The organism is Kosakonia sp. BYX6, from assembly GCF_038449125.1.
Classification (GTDB): Bacteria; Pseudomonadota; Gammaproteobacteria; order Enterobacterales; family Enterobacteriaceae; genus Kosakonia; species Kosakonia calanthes.
In genome coordinates this window covers 2,243,733-2,259,569 of the sequence record NZ_CP151800.1, presented here as the reverse complement: position 1 = coordinate 2,259,569, position 15,837 = coordinate 2,243,733, and the positions used below count along the sequence as shown (strand labels likewise).

Here is a 15,837-nt window from a genome sequence, read left to right as displayed (position 1 = left end):
GTTTTTATCATCTTTATCGTTATTAGCGACGGGCGCGAACGATTTGGTATTTCCGCGTCAAATACTCCACCGGTGCGCTCCAGATATGCACCAGGCGCGAGAACGGGAACAACACAAATAACGTCATACCCAGCACCAGGTGAACACGGTAAATAAACGCCACACCCTCAAGATGCGCAGACGCCCCAACATGGAAGGTCACCACGGATTGTGCCCATCCCACCAGTTTCATCATTTCACTGCCGTCCATATGCTGCGCAGAGAATGGAATGGTCAGCAGACCCAGCGCGCACTGCACCATCAACAACGACATGATCAGAATATCGGCCGCAGTGGATGTCGCGCGAATACGCGGATTGAACAGGCGGCGTTTCAGCAGCAGCAAACCACCGACCAGGCACATCACCCCGCTGGCTCCGCCGCCAATCATCGCCATCTTCTGTTTCACTTCAATCGGCAGGAAGGATTCGTACATCCAGTGCGGCGTTAACATGCCCAGGAAGTGACCCGCGAAAATGCCGAGGATCCCCAAATGGAACAAATTCGACGCGAGGTTCATCCCTTTGCGATCCAACATCTGGCTGGAACCCGCTCGCCAGCTGTACTGACCGTAGTCATAACGCAGCCAGCTACCGATCAAAAAGACCGAACCGGCAATGTACGGATAGATGTCAAAGAAGAACATATTAAGGAAGTGCATTAGCGCTCTCCTCCTGTTGAGATATTCAGATATTGCGGGGCCACTGCACCGGCGAAACGGCGTTGGTGTGCGGTAATGTCGGAATCGCCGCAGCCCTGTTCGGCGAAGAACTTCACCTGCTCTTCTTCCCATACCGCATCCAGTGCCTGCGGTGTATCGTCGCGCGCTTCACCGGCAATTTTCTCAGCAACCTGCGCGTTATCCACCTCGGTTTTGGTCAGCGCTAGCAGCGCATCAAACAGCGTGGCGTAATGGCTTTCACGCTGCAGTAAACGCGCCTGCAACAACGCGAGGATCGGCGCGATATCCTGCAAACCGCCAATCGCTTCCGCAGGCGGCAACTGCGCCAGATACTCCAGATACAGCGGCAAGTGATCCGGCAGCTCGCGGCTGTCCAACTGCAACCCGTGACGCTCGTACTGCGCTAGCAAATCGACCATTGCCTGGCCGCGATCGCGGGATTCGCCATGAACATGTTCAAACAGCAGCAATGATGTCGCGCGACCGCGATCGAACAGCTCACTGTAACGGGCCTGCGCATCCAACAATTCCTGGGAAGTGAGATCACGCAAGAAGATCCCCACCTGCTGCGCGTTCGCTTTCGCGAGGTTTTCCCCGGAAGCCAGCGCGTCAAACAGCTCCTGTTGATGCTGCCACAAGGCAGCATCGGGGTACTCCAGTAAACGGGAAATAACCAGCAGTTCAATCATGCGTGCGGCTCCGTTTTCACTGTCACATTCACCGCGTCGATGCGGCGGCTATTAAACAGGTTGAATTTGTTGTCCGAACCGTGGCAACCGTCGCCAAAGCTGAAGCCACAACCGTTCTTCTCCGGGAAGGCTTCACGCGCCAGTTCGCGGTGGCTGGACGGCACAACAAAGCGGTCTTCGTAGTTGGCGATCGCGAGATAACGGTACATCTCCTGCGCTTGCGCCGTTGTCAAACCGACCTCTTCCAGCGCACGCGTATCTTCAACACCGTCCACGGTTTCCGCGCGTTTGAAGTGACGCATCGCCAGCATACGTTTCAGCGCCAGCAGTACCGGTTGGGTATCGCCTGCTGTGAGCAGGTTCGCCAGGTACTGCACCGGAATACGCAGGCTTTCGACATCCGGCAGAATGCCGTTGCTGCCCAGTTCGCCCGCATCCGCAGCAGACTGGATCGGTGACAGCGGCGGTACATACCAAACCATTGGCAACGTGCGGTATTCCGGGTGCAGCGGCAGCGCCAGTTTCCAGTCCATCGCCATTTTGTAGACCGGCGATTTCTGCGCGGCGTCGATAACGCTTTGCGGCACGCCATCTTCCAGCGCCTGGGCGATCACTGCCGGATCGTTCGGGTCGAGGAACACATCCAGTTGGCGCTGATAGAGATCTTTTTCGTGCTCGGTGCTGGCCGCGTTTTCAATCGCATCCGCGTCATACAGCAGCACGCCGAGGTAACGAATACGCCCCACGCAGGTTTCCGAGCAGACGGTCGGCATACCCGCTTCGATACGCGGATAGCAAAAGATGCATTTCTCTGATTTGCCACTTTTCCAGTTGAAGTAGATTTTTTTGTACGGGCAACCCGTCACGCACATACGCCAGCCGCGGCATTTATCCTGATCGATCAGCACAATGCCGTCTTCTTCACGTTTGTAGATAGCGCCGCTCGGGCAGGTCGCCACACACGCCGGGTTGAGGCAGTGTTCGCACAGGCGCGGCAAATACATCATGAAAGTGTTTTCGAACTGGCCGTACATCGCTTTCTGCATGTTTTCGAAGTTCCGATCTTTGCTCAGTTTTTCGAATTCACCGCCGAAGTCATCTTCCCAGTTCGGGCCGGCGGTGATTTTGTTCATCCGCTGACCGGTGATCAGTGAACGCGGACGCGCGATCGGCTGATGTTTGCTTTCCGGCGCGGTGTGCAGGTTCTGGTAATCGAAGTCGAACGGCTCATAGTAATCATCAATGCCCGGAAGATGCGGGTTAGCGAAGATTTTGCCGAGCAGCAGCGCACGGTTGCCCATGCGCGGTTGCAGTTTGCCGTTGATTTTGCGGATCCAGCCGCCCTTCCACTTCTCCTGGTTTTCCCAGTCGGTAGGAAAGCCGGTGCCCGGTTTGGTTTCGACGTTGTTAAACCAGGCGTATTCCATCCCTTCACGGCTGGTCCAGACGTTTTTACAGGTCACTGAACAGGTATGACAGCCGATGCATTTATCGAGATTCAGCACCATGCCGACTTGTGAACGAATTTTCATTTTGCGCTCTCCTGTACCTGGTCATTGCCTTCGCCATCCAACCAGTTAATGTTCTTCATCTTACGTACCACCACGAATTCATCGCGGTTGGAACCGACCGTACCGTAATAGTTAAAGCCGTAGGCCAACTGCGCGTAGCCGCCAATCATATGGGTCGGTTTCGGCGTAATACGCGTGACCGAGTTATGGATCCCGCCGCGCTGTCCGGTAATTTCCGAGCCCGGCAGGTTCACAATGCGTTCCTGCGCGTGGTACATCATCGTCATTCCGGATGGCACACGCTGGCTCACTACTGCGCGAGCCGTCAGCGCGCCGTTGCTGTTGAAGACTTCGATCCAGTCGTTATCTTCAATGCCCATCTCTTTGGCGTCGGTTTCGCTCAGCCAGACAACCGGCCCGCCACGACCCAGTGTCAGCATCAGCAAGTTATCGCTGTAAGTAGAGTGGATCCCCCACTTCTGGTGCGGCGTCAGGAAGTTGAGCGCTTTTTCCGGGAAACCGTTCGATTTCACGCCCAGCACTTCTTTCACCGAACGGGTGTTGATCGGCGGGCGGTAGACCAGCAGGCTTTCGCCGAAGTCGCGCATCCACTGATGATCTTGATAAATCTGCTGGCGGCCTGACAGCGTACGCCACGGGATCAGCTCATGAACGTTGGTATAACCGGCGTTATAAGAGACATGTTCGTCTTCCAGGCCTGACCAGGTCGGGCTGGAGATAATTTTGCGCGGCTGCGCCTGAATGTCGCGAAAACGGATCTTCTCGTCTTCTTTATTGAGCGCCAGATGCGTATGGTCGCGGCCGGTAAATTCACTGAGCGCGGCCCAGGCTTTCACCGCCACATTGCCGTTGGTTTCCGGTGCCAGCGTCAGAATCATTTCCGCGGCGTCGATGGCGGTGTTCAACATTGGCTGGCCTTTTGCCGGGCCGTCCGCTTTGGTGTAATTCAGCTTACGCAGCAGATCCATTTCACTCTGGGTATTCCAGGCAATGCCTTTACCGCCGTTACCGATTTTCTCCATCAAAGGGCCGATGGAAGTAAAGCGCTCGTAAGTCGCCGGATAATCGCGTTCAACCGGAATAATGTGCGGCGCAGTTTTGCCTGGAATCAGGTCGCATTCGCCTTTTTTCCAGTCCTTCACACCCAGCGGCTGCGCCAGTTCAGCGGCGGAGTCATGCTGAATGGGCAGCGTCACCACGTCGGTTTCTTTGCCTAAATGACCAACACACAGTTCAGAGAAGGACTTGGCGATGCTTTTGTAGATTTCCCAGTCGCTTTTTGATTCCCATGCCGGGTCAACAGCAGCCGAAAGCGGATGAATAAACGGATGCATATCCGAGGTATTCATGTCGTCTTTTTCGTACCAGGTTGCGGTCGGTAGCACGATATCGGAGTAGAGACAGGTACTGGAGAGACGGAAATCAAGGGTGACCACCAGATCCAATTTGCCGTCCAGACCGTTGTCATGCCACTCCACTTCTTCCGGTTTCACACCGCCCTGTTTGCCCAGGTCCTGGCCCTGAATACCGTGTTCAGTACCCAGCAGATACTTGAGCATAAACTCATGGCCTTTACCCGATGAACCCAGCAAGTTGGAACGCCAGATAAACAGGTTACGCGGATGGTTTTTGCCATTTTCCGGCTGTTCGGCGGCGAAGCGCAGAGAGCCTTCTTTCAGGGATTTGACGGTGTAATCCACCGGCGTCATGCCCGCTTTTTCCGCTTCGGCGGCAATGCGCAGCGGGTTTGTGCCCAACTGAGGCGCGGACGGCAACCAGCCCATACGCTCGGCACGGACGTTGAAGTCGATCAAATGACCGCTATAGCGGGATTTATCCGCCATCGGCGACAGGAATTCCTGCGCGGTCACGGTTTCGTAGCGCCACTGGCTGGAGTGGTTATAGAAGTAAGAGGTACTGTTCATATGACGCGCCGGGCGCTGCCAGTCGAGGGCAAACGCCAACGGCTGCCAGCCGGTCTGCGGACGCAGTTTTTCCTGACCGACATAATGCGCCCAGCCGCCGCCGCTCTGGCCTACGCAACCGCAGAAGATCAGCATGTTGATCAGCCCGCGATAGTTCATATCGAGGTGATACCAGTGGTTCATCCCGGCACCGACGATAATCATCGAACGGCCATGGGTTTTGTCGGCGTTCTCTGCAAATTCGCGGGCAACACGGATAATCTGCGCCTGCGGCACACCGGTGATCTTCTCTGCCCATGCTGGCGTGTAAGCTTTGATTTCGTCGTAACGGGACGCGCAATTTTCGTCACCGAGACCGCGCTCAAGGCCGTAGTTCGCCATGTTCAGATCGTAAACGGTGGTTACCAGCGCGGTGCTGCCATCGGCCAGTTGCAGGCGTTTAATCGGCAGTTTATGCAGCAGGATGTTATCCAGCGTCACGCCCTGGAAATGTTCAGTATTATCGCCACCAAAGTACGGGAATCCGACCTGCGCCACATCGTCGTGTTTGCCCAGCAAGCTCAGGGTCAGCTCAACATCGGCGCCGTTGCCGCCGTCGCGCTGTTCAAGGTTCCACTTCCCTTTTTCGCCCCAGCGGAAACCGATTGAACCGTTCGGTGCGACCATATTGCCTTCGCTATCCAGCGCAACGGTTTTCCATTCCGGGTTATTTTCCTGACCGAGCGCATCCACCAGATCGGCAGCTCGCAACATTCGGCCCGCGGCGTAGTAACCTTCTCGCTCTTCCAGCAGTACCAGCATCGGCATGTCGGTGTAGCGACGCACATAGTCGGTAAAGTACTGGCTGGGTTTATCAAGGTGGAACTCGCGCAACATGACGTGGCCCATCGCCAGCGCCATCGCGGCATCGGTGCCCTGCTTCGGCGCCAGCCATAAATCGCACAGTTTGGCGATTTCCGCGTAGTCCGGGGTGATAGCAACAGTTTTAGTGCCTTTGTAACGGACTTCGGTAAAGAAGTGCGCATCTGGCGTACGGGTTTGCGGGACGTTGGAACCCCAGGCGAGGATATAGCTGGAGTTGTACCAGTCGGCAGATTCCGGCACGTCGGTCTGCTCGCCCCAGGTTTGCGGGGAGGCTGGCGGCAAGTCGCAATACCAGTCATAGAAACTTAAGCAAGTCCCGCCAATCAGCGACAGATAACGCGCGCCGGAAGCATAAGACACCATCGACATCGCCGGGATCGGCGAGAAACCGGCCACGCGGTCCGGGCCGTACGTTTTCACGGTGTAGACGTTGGAAGCGGCAATCAGTTCGTTCACTTCCTGCCAGGAGGAGCGAACAAAACCGCCGCGACCGCGCGCTTGTTTAAAGCTTTTTGCTTTATCAGCGTCTTCAATAATTGAAGCCCAGGCATTGACCGGATCGCTATGCTGCGCTTTCGCTTCACGCCACAGTTTGATCAGGCGTTTGCTCATCAGCGGGTATTTTAGGCGGTTTGCGCTGTAGAGATACCAGGAGTAGCTCGCGCCGCGTGGGCAGCCGCGCGGTTCATGGTTTGGCATATCAGGGCGGGTGCGCGGGTAGTCAGTCTGCTGGGTTTCCCAGGTGACCAGCCCGTTTTTAACGAAAATCTGCCAACTGCACGAGCCGGTGCAGTTGACGCCGTGGGTTGAACGCACAACTTTATCGTGCTGCCAACGGCTGCGGTATCCATCCTCCCAGTCCCGGTTGGTGTTTAAGAGCTGGCCGTGCCCGTCGGCAAAGGTTTCGCCTTTTTGTTTAAAGTAGCGAAACCGGTCCAGGAATTTACTCATCGGGGTTCTCCTGTTGGAGCCTGTGCGGCTCTCTTGCTAAATCGACATTGCTGCATTTGCCGCGAAGGTAACCCTCACAAAGACAAAGAGAATTGATGACGATCAAGCCGCCAGAGCATGGTTTACAGGCCAAAAACGTGGAGTACTACCAAAGGGTTATTATTTTATACTTTTTATCTCCTTGATAAATAATGCATTTATTGATTTACTCACGAAATTACAGAGAAGTATCTGGCTCGCGAGGTATTAAGGGGTAGACGCCCTGCTCTGCGACTTTCGTCACTGTGCTTGCCGAAGCTCACCTAAGCGAAAACATAAAAGTATGTTGTAACTAATAGCAAAGCAAAAAAAGCGCGGCAAAAGCCGCGCAACGATAATCAACAATGACTCAGTATTATTGTTTTTTACGCCCGTATACCGCCCAGGTGATCACCACGCAGGCAATATAGAACACGAGGAACACTTTCATCGCGCCCGCCGGCGAACCGGTTAACGCCAGAGAAGTGCCGAATGCTTTAGGAATAAAGAAACCGCCGATCGCGCCAATAGCGGAGATAAAGCCCAGCGCCGCCGCCGTTTCCGTTGCAGCCTCACGCATGGCGTCGCTCTCGCTACCACCCGCTTTTTGCACACGATCCATGGTCATTTTGCGAAAAATCACCGAAATCATCTGGAATGTAGAGCCGCTGCCCAGCCCGGCCGTCAGGAACAGCACGAGGAAAACGCAGAAGAACGCAACGAAATTACCGCCCGCCCCGCCCGTCGGTAAGGTCAGAAACAGCAGTGCGCTGAAAACGGCCATCACCATAAAGTTCACCAGCGTCACGCGCGTCCCGCCAAGACGATCAGAAATCGCCCCGCCCGCAGAACGCGCCAGTGCGCCCACTAACGGGCCGAAGAAAGCGAAATGCAGGATTTGCACGTCCGGGAACTGGGTTTTCGACAACATGGCGAACCCGGCGGAAAAACCGATAAACGAGCCGAAAGTCGCCAGGTAGAGGAAGCTCATAATCCACAAATGCGCGCGTTTCAATACCGGTAATTGCGCGCGAAGCGACGCTTTTGAGGTGGCCAGTTCGTTCATGCCAAACCAGGCCGCCAGCGTGAAGATTGCCAGTAACGGCACCCAAACCCAGGCGGCGTTTTCCAGATACAGCAGGGTGCCATCCGGCTGGGCAACGCCCGTCCCGCCAAACGCGGCGAAAATAGAAAATGAAATGGCCAGCGGCGCAATCAGCTGCATTACGCTGACGCCGAGGTTGCCGAAACCGCCATTGATACCCAGCGCGCCGCCCTGCTTCTGTTTCGGGAAAAAGAAGCTGATGTTGGCCATACTGGACGCGAAGTTAGCCCCGGCAAAACCGCACAGCAACGCGATGATGATAAAGGTGCTAAACGGCGTCGTCGTATCCTGTACGGCAAAGCCCAGCCACACGCACGGGATGATCAAAATCCCGGTGCTGAATGCCGTCCAGCGGCGACCGCCAAATACCGGCACCATAAAAGAGTACGGCACGCGTAACAACGCGCCGGAAACAGCCGGCAGCGCGGTGAGCGTAAAAAGTTGATCGGTAGTGAACTGAAAGCCCACTTTTGGTAGATTCACGGCCACTGCGCTAAATAGCATCCAGACACAGAACGCCAAAAGAAGACAAGGAACGGAAATCCACAAGTTACGGCTGGCAATCGCGTGTCCCTGTTGTTGCCAAAAGGCCGGATCTTCAGGACGCCACTCGGTAATAACCCGCGATGACGCACTCTTGTCCGGGATGGATGAGTGTTGCATATACACCTCTGCTGATGACGTTAATGGGTGCCACATTAGTTTCTACGGCGCGAGTTAAGTTGATATAAATCAAAGGAAAAGCGGCCGTTATAATGCGCAAAAAATCATCATGCTCATTTATGAGTAGCACTTACTGGCAGAAAAGGTGTGGTTTTTCACGGTTCTGACCCCCTCTACTCAGGTTCTTCCCCCGAATGTCGACTCACTGGCAATAAAGGAGTAATCCTTTAGAGGTATGGGTATACCCCAGGCGATAGCTGACAATAACGCCACCCGCCCCCCAAGCGGCCGAGGAGCCTCAATCGCCTATGCTAAAACGCCTTTTTTCACCAATGTCGCTGGTTAACCAACTGGCGTTGCTGATGCTGTTGTCCACGCTTATCGGCGTGACGGGCATGGCGATTTCCGGCTGGCTGGTACAAGGCGTTCAGGGCAGCGCCCATGCCATTAATAAGGCGGGATCGCTACGCATGCAGAGCTACCGGTTGCTGTCGGCAATCCCGTTGCATGAAGATGAACAACCGCTGCTGGATGAAATGGAACACACCGCATTCAGCCCGGAACTGGCGCAGGCTGCAGCGCGCGACGGCCAACAAAAACAACTTGCCGAGCTGCAAACTTATTGGCACAGCGTGGTGGTTCCGGCAATCAAACAGGCTCGCCAACCGAGTGAAGTCGCCAATATCATCACTCTCTTCGTGGGTCGCATCGACCAACTGGTCACCGCATTTGATAGCAATACTGAACAGCGCATTGAACAGGTGATCGTGATGCACCGGGTGATGGCGGTGTTAATGGGGCTTTTGTTGCTGTTTGCCGTGGTCTGGCTGCGGGCGCGTCTACTCCGTCCGTGGCAGCAGTTGCTACATATGGCGCGCGCCGTCAGTCAGCGCGATTTTACCCAGCGCGCACATATCAGCGGGCGGAATGAAATGGCGACGTTAGGCGAAGCGCTAAATAATATGTCCGCAGAACTGGGCGAAAGTTACGCGGTGCTCGAGCGCCGCGTGCAAGAGAAAACCGCCGGGCTTGAGCAAAAAAACCAAATTCTCTCTTTCTTATGGCAGGCCAACCATCGCCTGCATTCACCCATTCCACTTTGTGAGCGCCTGTCGCCCGTGCTCAACGGCCTGCAAAATCTGACGTTGCTGCATGATATCGAACTGCGTGTTTACGATATGGAAGATGAGGAAAACCACCAGGAATTTACCTGCCAGTCGACCAGTAGCTGTGATGTAAGGGGCTGCCATTTATGCCCGCGCGACGGCAAGCTTGTCGAGTCCACTGGCATTGGTTCGACGCTCAAATGGCGGCTGGCGGATGCGCATATGCAGTACGGTTTGTTGCTGGCCAAGCTGCCGCCGGGTCGGCATTTAAGCCACGATCAGCAGCAACTGGTCGATACGCTGGTTGAACAACTCACCGCCACGCTGGCGCTGGACAGGCATCAGGACAAACAGCAGCAATTAATGGTGATGGAAGAACGCGCCACCATCGCCCGCGAATTACACGACTCGATTGCCCAGTCCCTCTCTTGTATGAAGATGCAGGTCAGTTGTTTGCAAATGCAGGGCGACGAGTTACCGCAAAGCAGCCAGCAATTACTGGGGCAAATTCGCAATGAACTGAACACCTCATGGGCGCAACTGCGCGAGCTACTCACCACATTCCGCTTACAATTAAGCGAACCGGGGTTACGCCCGGCGCTGGAATCCAGTTGCCAGGAGTACAGCGCGCACTTCGGTTTCGATGTGCGGCTTGACTACCAGTTACCGCCCCGTTTAGTGCCCGCGCATCAGGCGATTCATCTGTTGCAAATCGCCCGTGAAGCACTGAGCAATGCTTTAAAACACTCCGGCGCAACCGCGGTCAGCGTCGCAGTTCAACAACAGGAAAACCGGGTAATATTGCGCATTACCGATAACGGTTGTGGGATTCCGGTCAATGCCGAACGGACCAACCACTATGGATTAATAATTATGCGTGACCGCGCGCAAAGTCTGCGCGGCGATTGCCAGGTGCGCCCCGGAGCAACCGGGGGAACCGAGGTTGTCGTTACGTTTATACCTGAGACGTTTCTCTCATCCACGCAAGGAGATACCCATGAGTAATCAGGATCCCGCTACTATCCTGTTGATCGACGACCATCCAATGCTGCGAACCGGTGTGAAGCAGTTGATCAGCATGGCACCTGATATCACCGTTGTCGGCGAAGCCAGTAACGGGGAGCAAGGCATTGAACTGGCGGAATCACTGGATCCGGACCTGATACTGCTGGATCTCAATATGCCGGGCATGAACGGGCTGGAAACGCTGGATAAACTGCGGGAAAAAACCCTGTCTGGCCGCGTGGTGGTGTTTAGCGTTTCTAACCACGAAGAGGATGTGGTCACCGCGCTGAAACGCGGTGCGGACGGCTACCTGCTGAAAGATATGGAACCTGAGGATTTGCTGAAAGCGTTGCAGCAAGCGGCGGCGGGCGAAATGGTGCTCAGCGAAGCATTAACGCCGGTGCTGGCAGCCAGCCTGCGTGCTAACCGCGCTACGACCGATCGCGATATTTCGCAGTTAACGCCGCGCGAGCGCGACATCCTCAAGCTGATTGCCCAGGGCTTACCAAACAAAATGATCGCCCGCCGTCTGGATATCACCGAAAGCACGGTAAAAGTGCATGTGAAGCACATGCTGAAAAAAATGAAGCTCAAATCCCGTGTGGAAGCCGCCGTTTGGGTGCATCAGGAACGTATTTTCTGAGGATTACGGGCCGGACATTGTCCAGCCCGCGCTGCTTTCGCTGGCCGGTGGGATCACCGGCTCGGTCAGTTTCAGCTCAATGGTATTGGACTGAACTCGCTGCCCTTTATCATCTTCCACCAGCGCCGTCAGTGTCCAATGGTTGGTTGCCCCTTCACTGCTGTCCCAGCGCGGCATGATTAATGTCCAGCCCTCTTCACTTTGCGCGTTCGCCGGTGGCGTCAGGCTTAAAGTTTGCGTATCGCCCTGCCAGGTAATGGAGCGCACGCCGTGTGTACTGCGTACCTGTAATTTCAGCGCCACGGTTTCGCCCGGCTGAAGATCCCACGGCGGCGTGGCGAGGAACACCGATAACGTTTTACGCTGGCGATACTCATACACCGGCGCGTTATTGCGGGTTGGGCTGTCGTAGCGGCTCCCGCGCAATGACGTGCTTGCCGCCACTTCGCTGGCAGAAAGCTGCTTCCAGAGCGGCACGCCGAAACGGTAATTGAGTTTCAGACCTAAATCATTCTGGCTGACGCCGCTTTCACCCTGCCGGTGCTCGGCGGTGAGTGTCACCAGCGGCACCGGGGTGTAATTCACGCCAAATTTCACGGCAACCGGATTGCGATACCCCGTGCCGGTATCAAACAGATCGACGTTATCGCCAAAGTACTGTTCCACACTGACGCTGGTGCCAAGCTGCTGATAAAACGGCAAACGCGCCTGGGCCGTGACATCGTAACCTCTTGCCATGCGCAACTGCTGCGTGGCGGTTTGGTAATCCCAGTGGCTAACAGGCTGATAATAGTTAGCGGAAAGCCGCAGGTATTCCCCCCACGCTTCGGCGCCTAACCCCGCGCGACCAAGATTCTCATCCATCTGATTGTCATAAAAGGTGTTGTAACCCAGCAACCAGTCTCCGGCTATCCAGCGCTGGCCAACGCCGAGATTACCGATCAGCCCGTCGTCCTGCTGCGTCAACCCAAGCTGGCTCCAACTCAGGTAGCGGTTATTATCCTGCAAAGGCACAAACCAGTTGCCGTGGCTACCGTTAAACCCGCCTTCGTTATCCACTTGCAGATCAATACTGGCGCTGCCCCACGGCGATAACCACGATTCCACCTGCTGGTTAACTTCATCACTCACCACATCACGAATTTGCCCAAAGGCGAACTGGCGCGCCTGCTCACCGGTGGTCAGGCCGTTGTCGGTCATGCTCGCTTCACCGAACGCTTTTGCCATTTCGGCGAAATGTTTTTCCTGCGCGCCGTTTTCCGGCGCCATACCGAGATCCGGCAAACCGTCGCCGTCATTATCGAAAGGGTTTTCCGCTTGCTGCACGAAACTGTTCTGCGCGGCACCGGCAGTGCTCCCCGCCAGCATGAAGGCAAGGAGCGAAAAGAGTGGATAAGTGAAAAGATGTCGTATCACAACGCTGATGAAGTTCCCGTCCTATTTTTGTGAAGTCACGCGCTAAGTTTAACGGTTTTAGCCACTCTTTACAGTCGCGGAGCAGATATCAGGAAAATCCTTATCCCTTGCGCTTCGCTGCGACTAAAGTTAATGCACCATTGCCAAAAGAGATGCGCCATGAATAAGAAACTCAACGTATTGTGCAGTGCAATGCTGTTTTACGGCGTGCAGGCCAGCGCCGATGAGCTGTTTATCCTGCAATCGCCGGCTTTTGCCGATAACGCGCTGATGGAGAAGAAATTCGCCGGCAATGCCAGCAATAACCCCAACTGCACCGGTGAAAACCTGTCACCTTCGCTGGTGTGGAACCATCCACCCGCCAATACCAAAAGCTTCGCGCTGGTGGTCCACGATCCCGAAGGCGCAAGCGGGCTGGGCGTGACTCATCTGGTGGCTTATAACATCGCCGCGTCTGCCGCCGGGTTCGCGCAAAACGATCTGCGTGACGGCAAAGGCTATACCGGCGGGAAAAACACGCCGGGTAATTTCCGCTGGCACGGCCCCTGCCCACCGCCGGGCAGCGGCGCCCATCACTACACGTTTACGCTGATCGCCACGTCTCTTGCGCCAACATTGCCGGAGGGGTTAACCCGCGAAGAACTGTTCGGCAAACTCAAAGGCCATACGCTGGCGGCGGCCGGGTTAATTGGCCGCTTCGGGCAGTAATTTTGCTCTTCACGCCACACTTTGTGCCGCCACCCTTTCACCTACGGCGGCGGCGCAGTAGCATAGCCGGCACGTCTACTTTTTATCGAAGGAGTGAAGATGCAAAAGATAGTGATCATCGCCAACGGCGCGGCTTATGGAAGTGAATCTCTGTTTAACAGCCTGCGTCTGGCGATTGCCCTGCGTGAACAAGATTCAAGCCTCGCGTTGCAGCTGTTTTTGATGTCCGATGCCGTGACCGCCGGGCTGCGCGGGCAAAAACCTGCCGAGGGCTATAACATCCAACAAATGCTGGAGATTCTTACCGCGCAGAACGTGCCGGTGAAGCTGTGTAAAACCTGTACGGACGGCCGCGGCGTCACCTCGCTGCCGCTTGCCGACGGTGTGGAAATTGGCACATTGGTCGAACTGGCGCAGTGGACGCTGGCCGCAGATAAAGTATTAACGTTTTAACCTGCGACAGGTTTAATACGATTTTCTTATGGATGACGTTAGGTCATCAAGTTTGCCTGCTGTGTTGCCGATAGCACAACTTAAGACAAACACAGCAGGTACTATAAAAATGTTCAGATCGATTAAAGCCCGTATTATTTCGGCGACAGCGGGGTGTCTCGCGATCGCATTGCTTCTTAACACCGTCATTAACTATCAGGTCACTCGCCAACACAATCAGCAAACCCAGCAAGATATTCTCTCCAGCACCAGCGCCAGTCACAGCGCTGCCATTGCTGACTGGGTGTCCAGCAAAATGAACATGATTGCATCGCTGCAAAGCGTTGCATTAACCGACGATCCCGTGCCGGTATTCACGCAAATAGCGCGCGCGGGTGGTTTCATCAACGTCTATGTCGGCTATGCCAGCAAAACGGCGAAGTTCTCCGATCCCGGCGGCGTACCGGCGGATTATGACCCCACGATTCGCCCGTGGTATCAGCAAGTGGTCAAAGCGGATGCGCCGGTGGTCACCGCACCGTATGTCGATGCCAGCACCGGCGCACTGGTGGTCACCTTTGCCGTACCGGTGAAAGAGAACGGCACGCTGAAAGGCGTTGTGGCGGGCGACGTGTCAATGGATAGCGTCGTAGCAAACGTGCGTGGAATAAGCCCAACGCCAAACAGCACCGGTATGCTGCTCGCCAGCGATGGCGCCATCATTGCGGCCGCCAACGATAAGCTGACGATGAAACCTTTTACGGAAGCGATTAGCGAGGTCAATTTTGCCGATCTTCGCGCCGGTAAAGCGACCACCGGGCTTTATGCTGGCGCCGCCAAAGCGTTGCGGGCAAGCCCGATCAAAGGCACCAACTGGTTGCTGGTGGTCGCTCTGGATAGCGCCGATTCCACTACCGGCCTACGCGCGCAGTTGAAAGCCTCCTCATTGTCGCTGGTAGTGCTGGTGCTGATTGCCGGAGCATTTATGCAATGGATCGTGTCGACAATGCTTAAACGGCTGCTGACCATCCGTGATGCGATGAATGCCATCAGCAGCGGTACAAACGACTTGTCCCAGCGTTTGCCGGTCGGCGGTAATGATGAGGTTGCGCAAATCGCTCACGCCTTTAACGCCTTCAGCGACAAGCTGGCGGTGGTGATGGTGAAGCTGCGCGATTCGACCAATTCGGTGCAACTGGCGGCGCAAGAGATTGCCGCCGGTAACCAGGATCTCTCCGGGCGTACAGAACAGGCGGCCTCCAGCCTGCGCGAAACCGCCAGCGCCGTTGAGCAAATCACCGCTTCTGTTGCCCAATCAACCGACGCGGCGGCGCAGGCCAATGATCAGGCGCATGTCGCCTCGCAAGCGGCTTCGCGCGGCGGCCAGGTGGTGAATCAGGCGATTAATACTATGCAATCCATCGAAGTGGCCTCAGCGAAAATCGGCGATATCACCAGTGTGATTGACGGCATTGCCTTCCAGACCAATATCCTGGCGCTCAACGCCTCGGTGGAAGCCGCACGCGCCGGTGAACAAGGTCGCGGATTTGCGGTGGTGGCTGGAGAAGTCCGTAACCTGGCAAGCCGCAGTGCGCAAGCGGCGAAAGAGATCAAATCACTGATCGATTCGACCACGGAAAGTGTCGCTACCGGTTCGCGCTACGTGCGGCTAGCGGGCGAAAGCATGACCGATATTGTTTCCAGCATCGACAGCGTGTCGGTGATCATGCGTGAAATCACTGTCGCCACCAGTGAGCAGATGAAAGGGATTCAGGAGATCAATCATGCGGTTATCAATCTCGACCGCATGGTGCAGCAGAATGCTGAACTGGTAGTGGAATCCACCGCCGCCGCCGGTGCGTTACGTTCACAAGCCAGTGAGCTGGCCGACACCGCCGGGCATTTCCGCATTTAATCTCTTGTCGGCGCGTTTTAGCCACGCTTTTACGCGCCGACCTTAACCCGAACCGAATAATGTAATTTTTGTTTAATCGTTACGTCATTTTTTGATCAAAATCAGCATTAGAACCCCTTCCCTTTGGTGTTATTCCGTAAGCGA

11 protein-coding genes are annotated in these 15,837 nt (G+C 55.5%); 5 read left to right on the top strand and 6 right to left on the bottom strand.

The window, feature by feature from the left end; translation table 11 throughout:
• Positions 1-22: 22 nt before the first annotated feature.
• The 5 genes from narI to AAEY27_RS10510 all read right to left on the bottom strand — a co-directional run bounded on the left by narI (position 23) and on the right by AAEY27_RS10510 (position 8,468).
• On the bottom strand, positions 23-700 hold the full coding sequence (narI, locus tag AAEY27_RS10530; protein ID WP_342325228.1) for a respiratory nitrate reductase subunit gamma: 678 nt from the start codon (positions 698-700) through the stop codon (positions 23-25).
• Positions 700-1,410 carry a nitrate reductase molybdenum cofactor assembly chaperone gene (gene narJ, locus AAEY27_RS10525; RefSeq protein ID WP_342325226.1) on the bottom strand — a complete coding sequence of 237 codons (711 nt, stop codon included), beginning with the start codon at positions 1,408-1,410 and terminating at the stop codon, positions 700-702. Before narJ ends, narI begins: the two co-directional genes overlap by 1 nt.
• Positions 1,407-2,942 carry a nitrate reductase subunit beta gene (gene narH, locus AAEY27_RS10520; protein WP_342325225.1) on the bottom strand — a complete coding sequence of 512 codons (1,536 nt, stop codon included), beginning with the start codon at positions 2,940-2,942 and terminating at the stop codon, positions 1,407-1,409. The genes narJ and narH overlap by 4 nt, the downstream gene beginning before the upstream one ends.
• Positions 2,939-6,682, bottom strand: coding sequence for a nitrate reductase subunit alpha (locus AAEY27_RS10515; protein ID WP_342325224.1), 3,744 nt, complete (start codon positions 6,680-6,682; stop codon positions 2,939-2,941). Before AAEY27_RS10515 ends, narH begins: the two co-directional genes overlap by 4 nt.
• A 394-nt stretch (positions 6,683-7,076) precedes the next feature.
• Entirely contained in the window at positions 7,077-8,468 is a 1,392-nt protein-coding gene (locus AAEY27_RS10510) for a NarK family nitrate/nitrite MFS transporter (protein WP_342325223.1), read from the bottom strand.
• Positions 8,469-8,776: 308 nt separating this feature from the next.
• Here AAEY27_RS10510 and narX point away from each other — a divergent pair, with 308 nt between their 5' ends.
• On the top strand, positions 8,777-10,579 hold the full coding sequence (gene narX, locus AAEY27_RS10505) for a nitrate/nitrite two-component system sensor histidine kinase NarX (RefSeq protein WP_342325222.1): 1,803 nt from the start codon (positions 8,777-8,779) through the stop codon (positions 10,577-10,579).
• Entirely contained in the window at positions 10,572-11,222 is a 651-nt protein-coding gene (gene narL / locus AAEY27_RS10500; RefSeq protein ID WP_342325220.1) for a two-component system response regulator NarL, read from the top strand. The genes narX and narL overlap by 8 nt, the downstream gene beginning before the upstream one ends.
• A gap of 3 nt (positions 11,223-11,225) precedes the next feature.
• Here narL and AAEY27_RS10495 read toward each other — a convergent pair whose 3' ends face one another.
• Positions 11,226-12,590 carry a YchO/YchP family invasin gene (locus AAEY27_RS10495; RefSeq protein WP_342325534.1) on the bottom strand — a complete coding sequence of 455 codons (1,365 nt, stop codon included), beginning with the start codon at positions 12,588-12,590 and terminating at the stop codon, positions 11,226-11,228.
• 207 nt (positions 12,591-12,797) lie between these two features.
• Between AAEY27_RS10495 and AAEY27_RS10490 the strand changes: the two genes are divergently transcribed.
• From AAEY27_RS10490 to AAEY27_RS10480, 3 genes are all read left to right on the top strand, one after another.
• Complete coding sequence (locus AAEY27_RS10490; protein ID WP_342325218.1) at positions 12,798-13,346, top strand: YbhB/YbcL family Raf kinase inhibitor-like protein; 549 nt, start codon at positions 12,798-12,800, stop codon at positions 13,344-13,346.
• A 99-nt stretch (positions 13,347-13,445) separates the two neighbouring features.
• Complete coding sequence (locus AAEY27_RS10485; protein ID WP_342325217.1) at positions 13,446-13,799, top strand: DsrE/DsrF/TusD sulfur relay family protein; 354 nt, start codon at positions 13,446-13,448, stop codon at positions 13,797-13,799.
• A gap of 109 nt (positions 13,800-13,908) precedes the next feature.
• The gene (locus AAEY27_RS10480; protein WP_342325216.1) at positions 13,909-15,693 is read left to right on the top strand and encodes a methyl-accepting chemotaxis protein; all 1,785 of its coding nucleotides are present in this window, start codon (positions 13,909-13,911) and stop codon (positions 15,691-15,693) included.
• Positions 15,694-15,837 lie beyond the last annotated feature (144 nt).

What these genes read in the sequence shown, in the direction of transcription:
- narI (WP_342325228.1), bottom strand. Translation starts at nt 700, where the DNA reads ATGCACTTCCTTAATATGTTCTTCTTTGACATCTATCCGTACATTGCC.
- narJ (WP_342325226.1), bottom strand. Translation starts at nt 1,410, where the DNA reads ATGATTGAACTGCTGGTTATTTCCCGTTTACTGGAGTACCCCGATGCT.
- narH (WP_342325225.1), bottom strand. Translation starts at nt 2,942, where the DNA reads ATGAAAATTCGTTCACAAGTCGGCATGGTGCTGAATCTCGATAAATGC.
- AAEY27_RS10515 (WP_342325224.1), bottom strand. Translation starts at nt 6,682, where the DNA reads ATGAGTAAATTCCTGGACCGGTTTCGCTACTTTAAACAAAAAGGCGAA.
- AAEY27_RS10510 (WP_342325223.1), bottom strand. Translation starts at nt 8,468, where the DNA reads ATGCAACACTCATCCATCCCGGACAAGAGTGCGTCATCGCGGGTTATT.
- narX (WP_342325222.1), top strand. Translation starts at nt 8,777, where the DNA reads ATGCTAAAACGCCTTTTTTCACCAATGTCGCTGGTTAACCAACTGGCG.
- narL (WP_342325220.1), top strand. Translation starts at nt 10,572, where the DNA reads ATGAGTAATCAGGATCCCGCTACTATCCTGTTGATCGACGACCATCCA.
- AAEY27_RS10495 (WP_342325534.1), bottom strand. Translation starts at nt 12,590, where the DNA reads ATGCTGGCGGGGAGCACTGCCGGTGCCGCGCAGAACAGTTTCGTGCAG.
- AAEY27_RS10490 (WP_342325218.1), top strand. Translation starts at nt 12,798, where the DNA reads ATGAATAAGAAACTCAACGTATTGTGCAGTGCAATGCTGTTTTACGGC.
- AAEY27_RS10485 (WP_342325217.1), top strand. Translation starts at nt 13,446, where the DNA reads ATGCAAAAGATAGTGATCATCGCCAACGGCGCGGCTTATGGAAGTGAA.
- AAEY27_RS10480 (WP_342325216.1), top strand. Translation starts at nt 13,909, where the DNA reads ATGTTCAGATCGATTAAAGCCCGTATTATTTCGGCGACAGCGGGGTGT.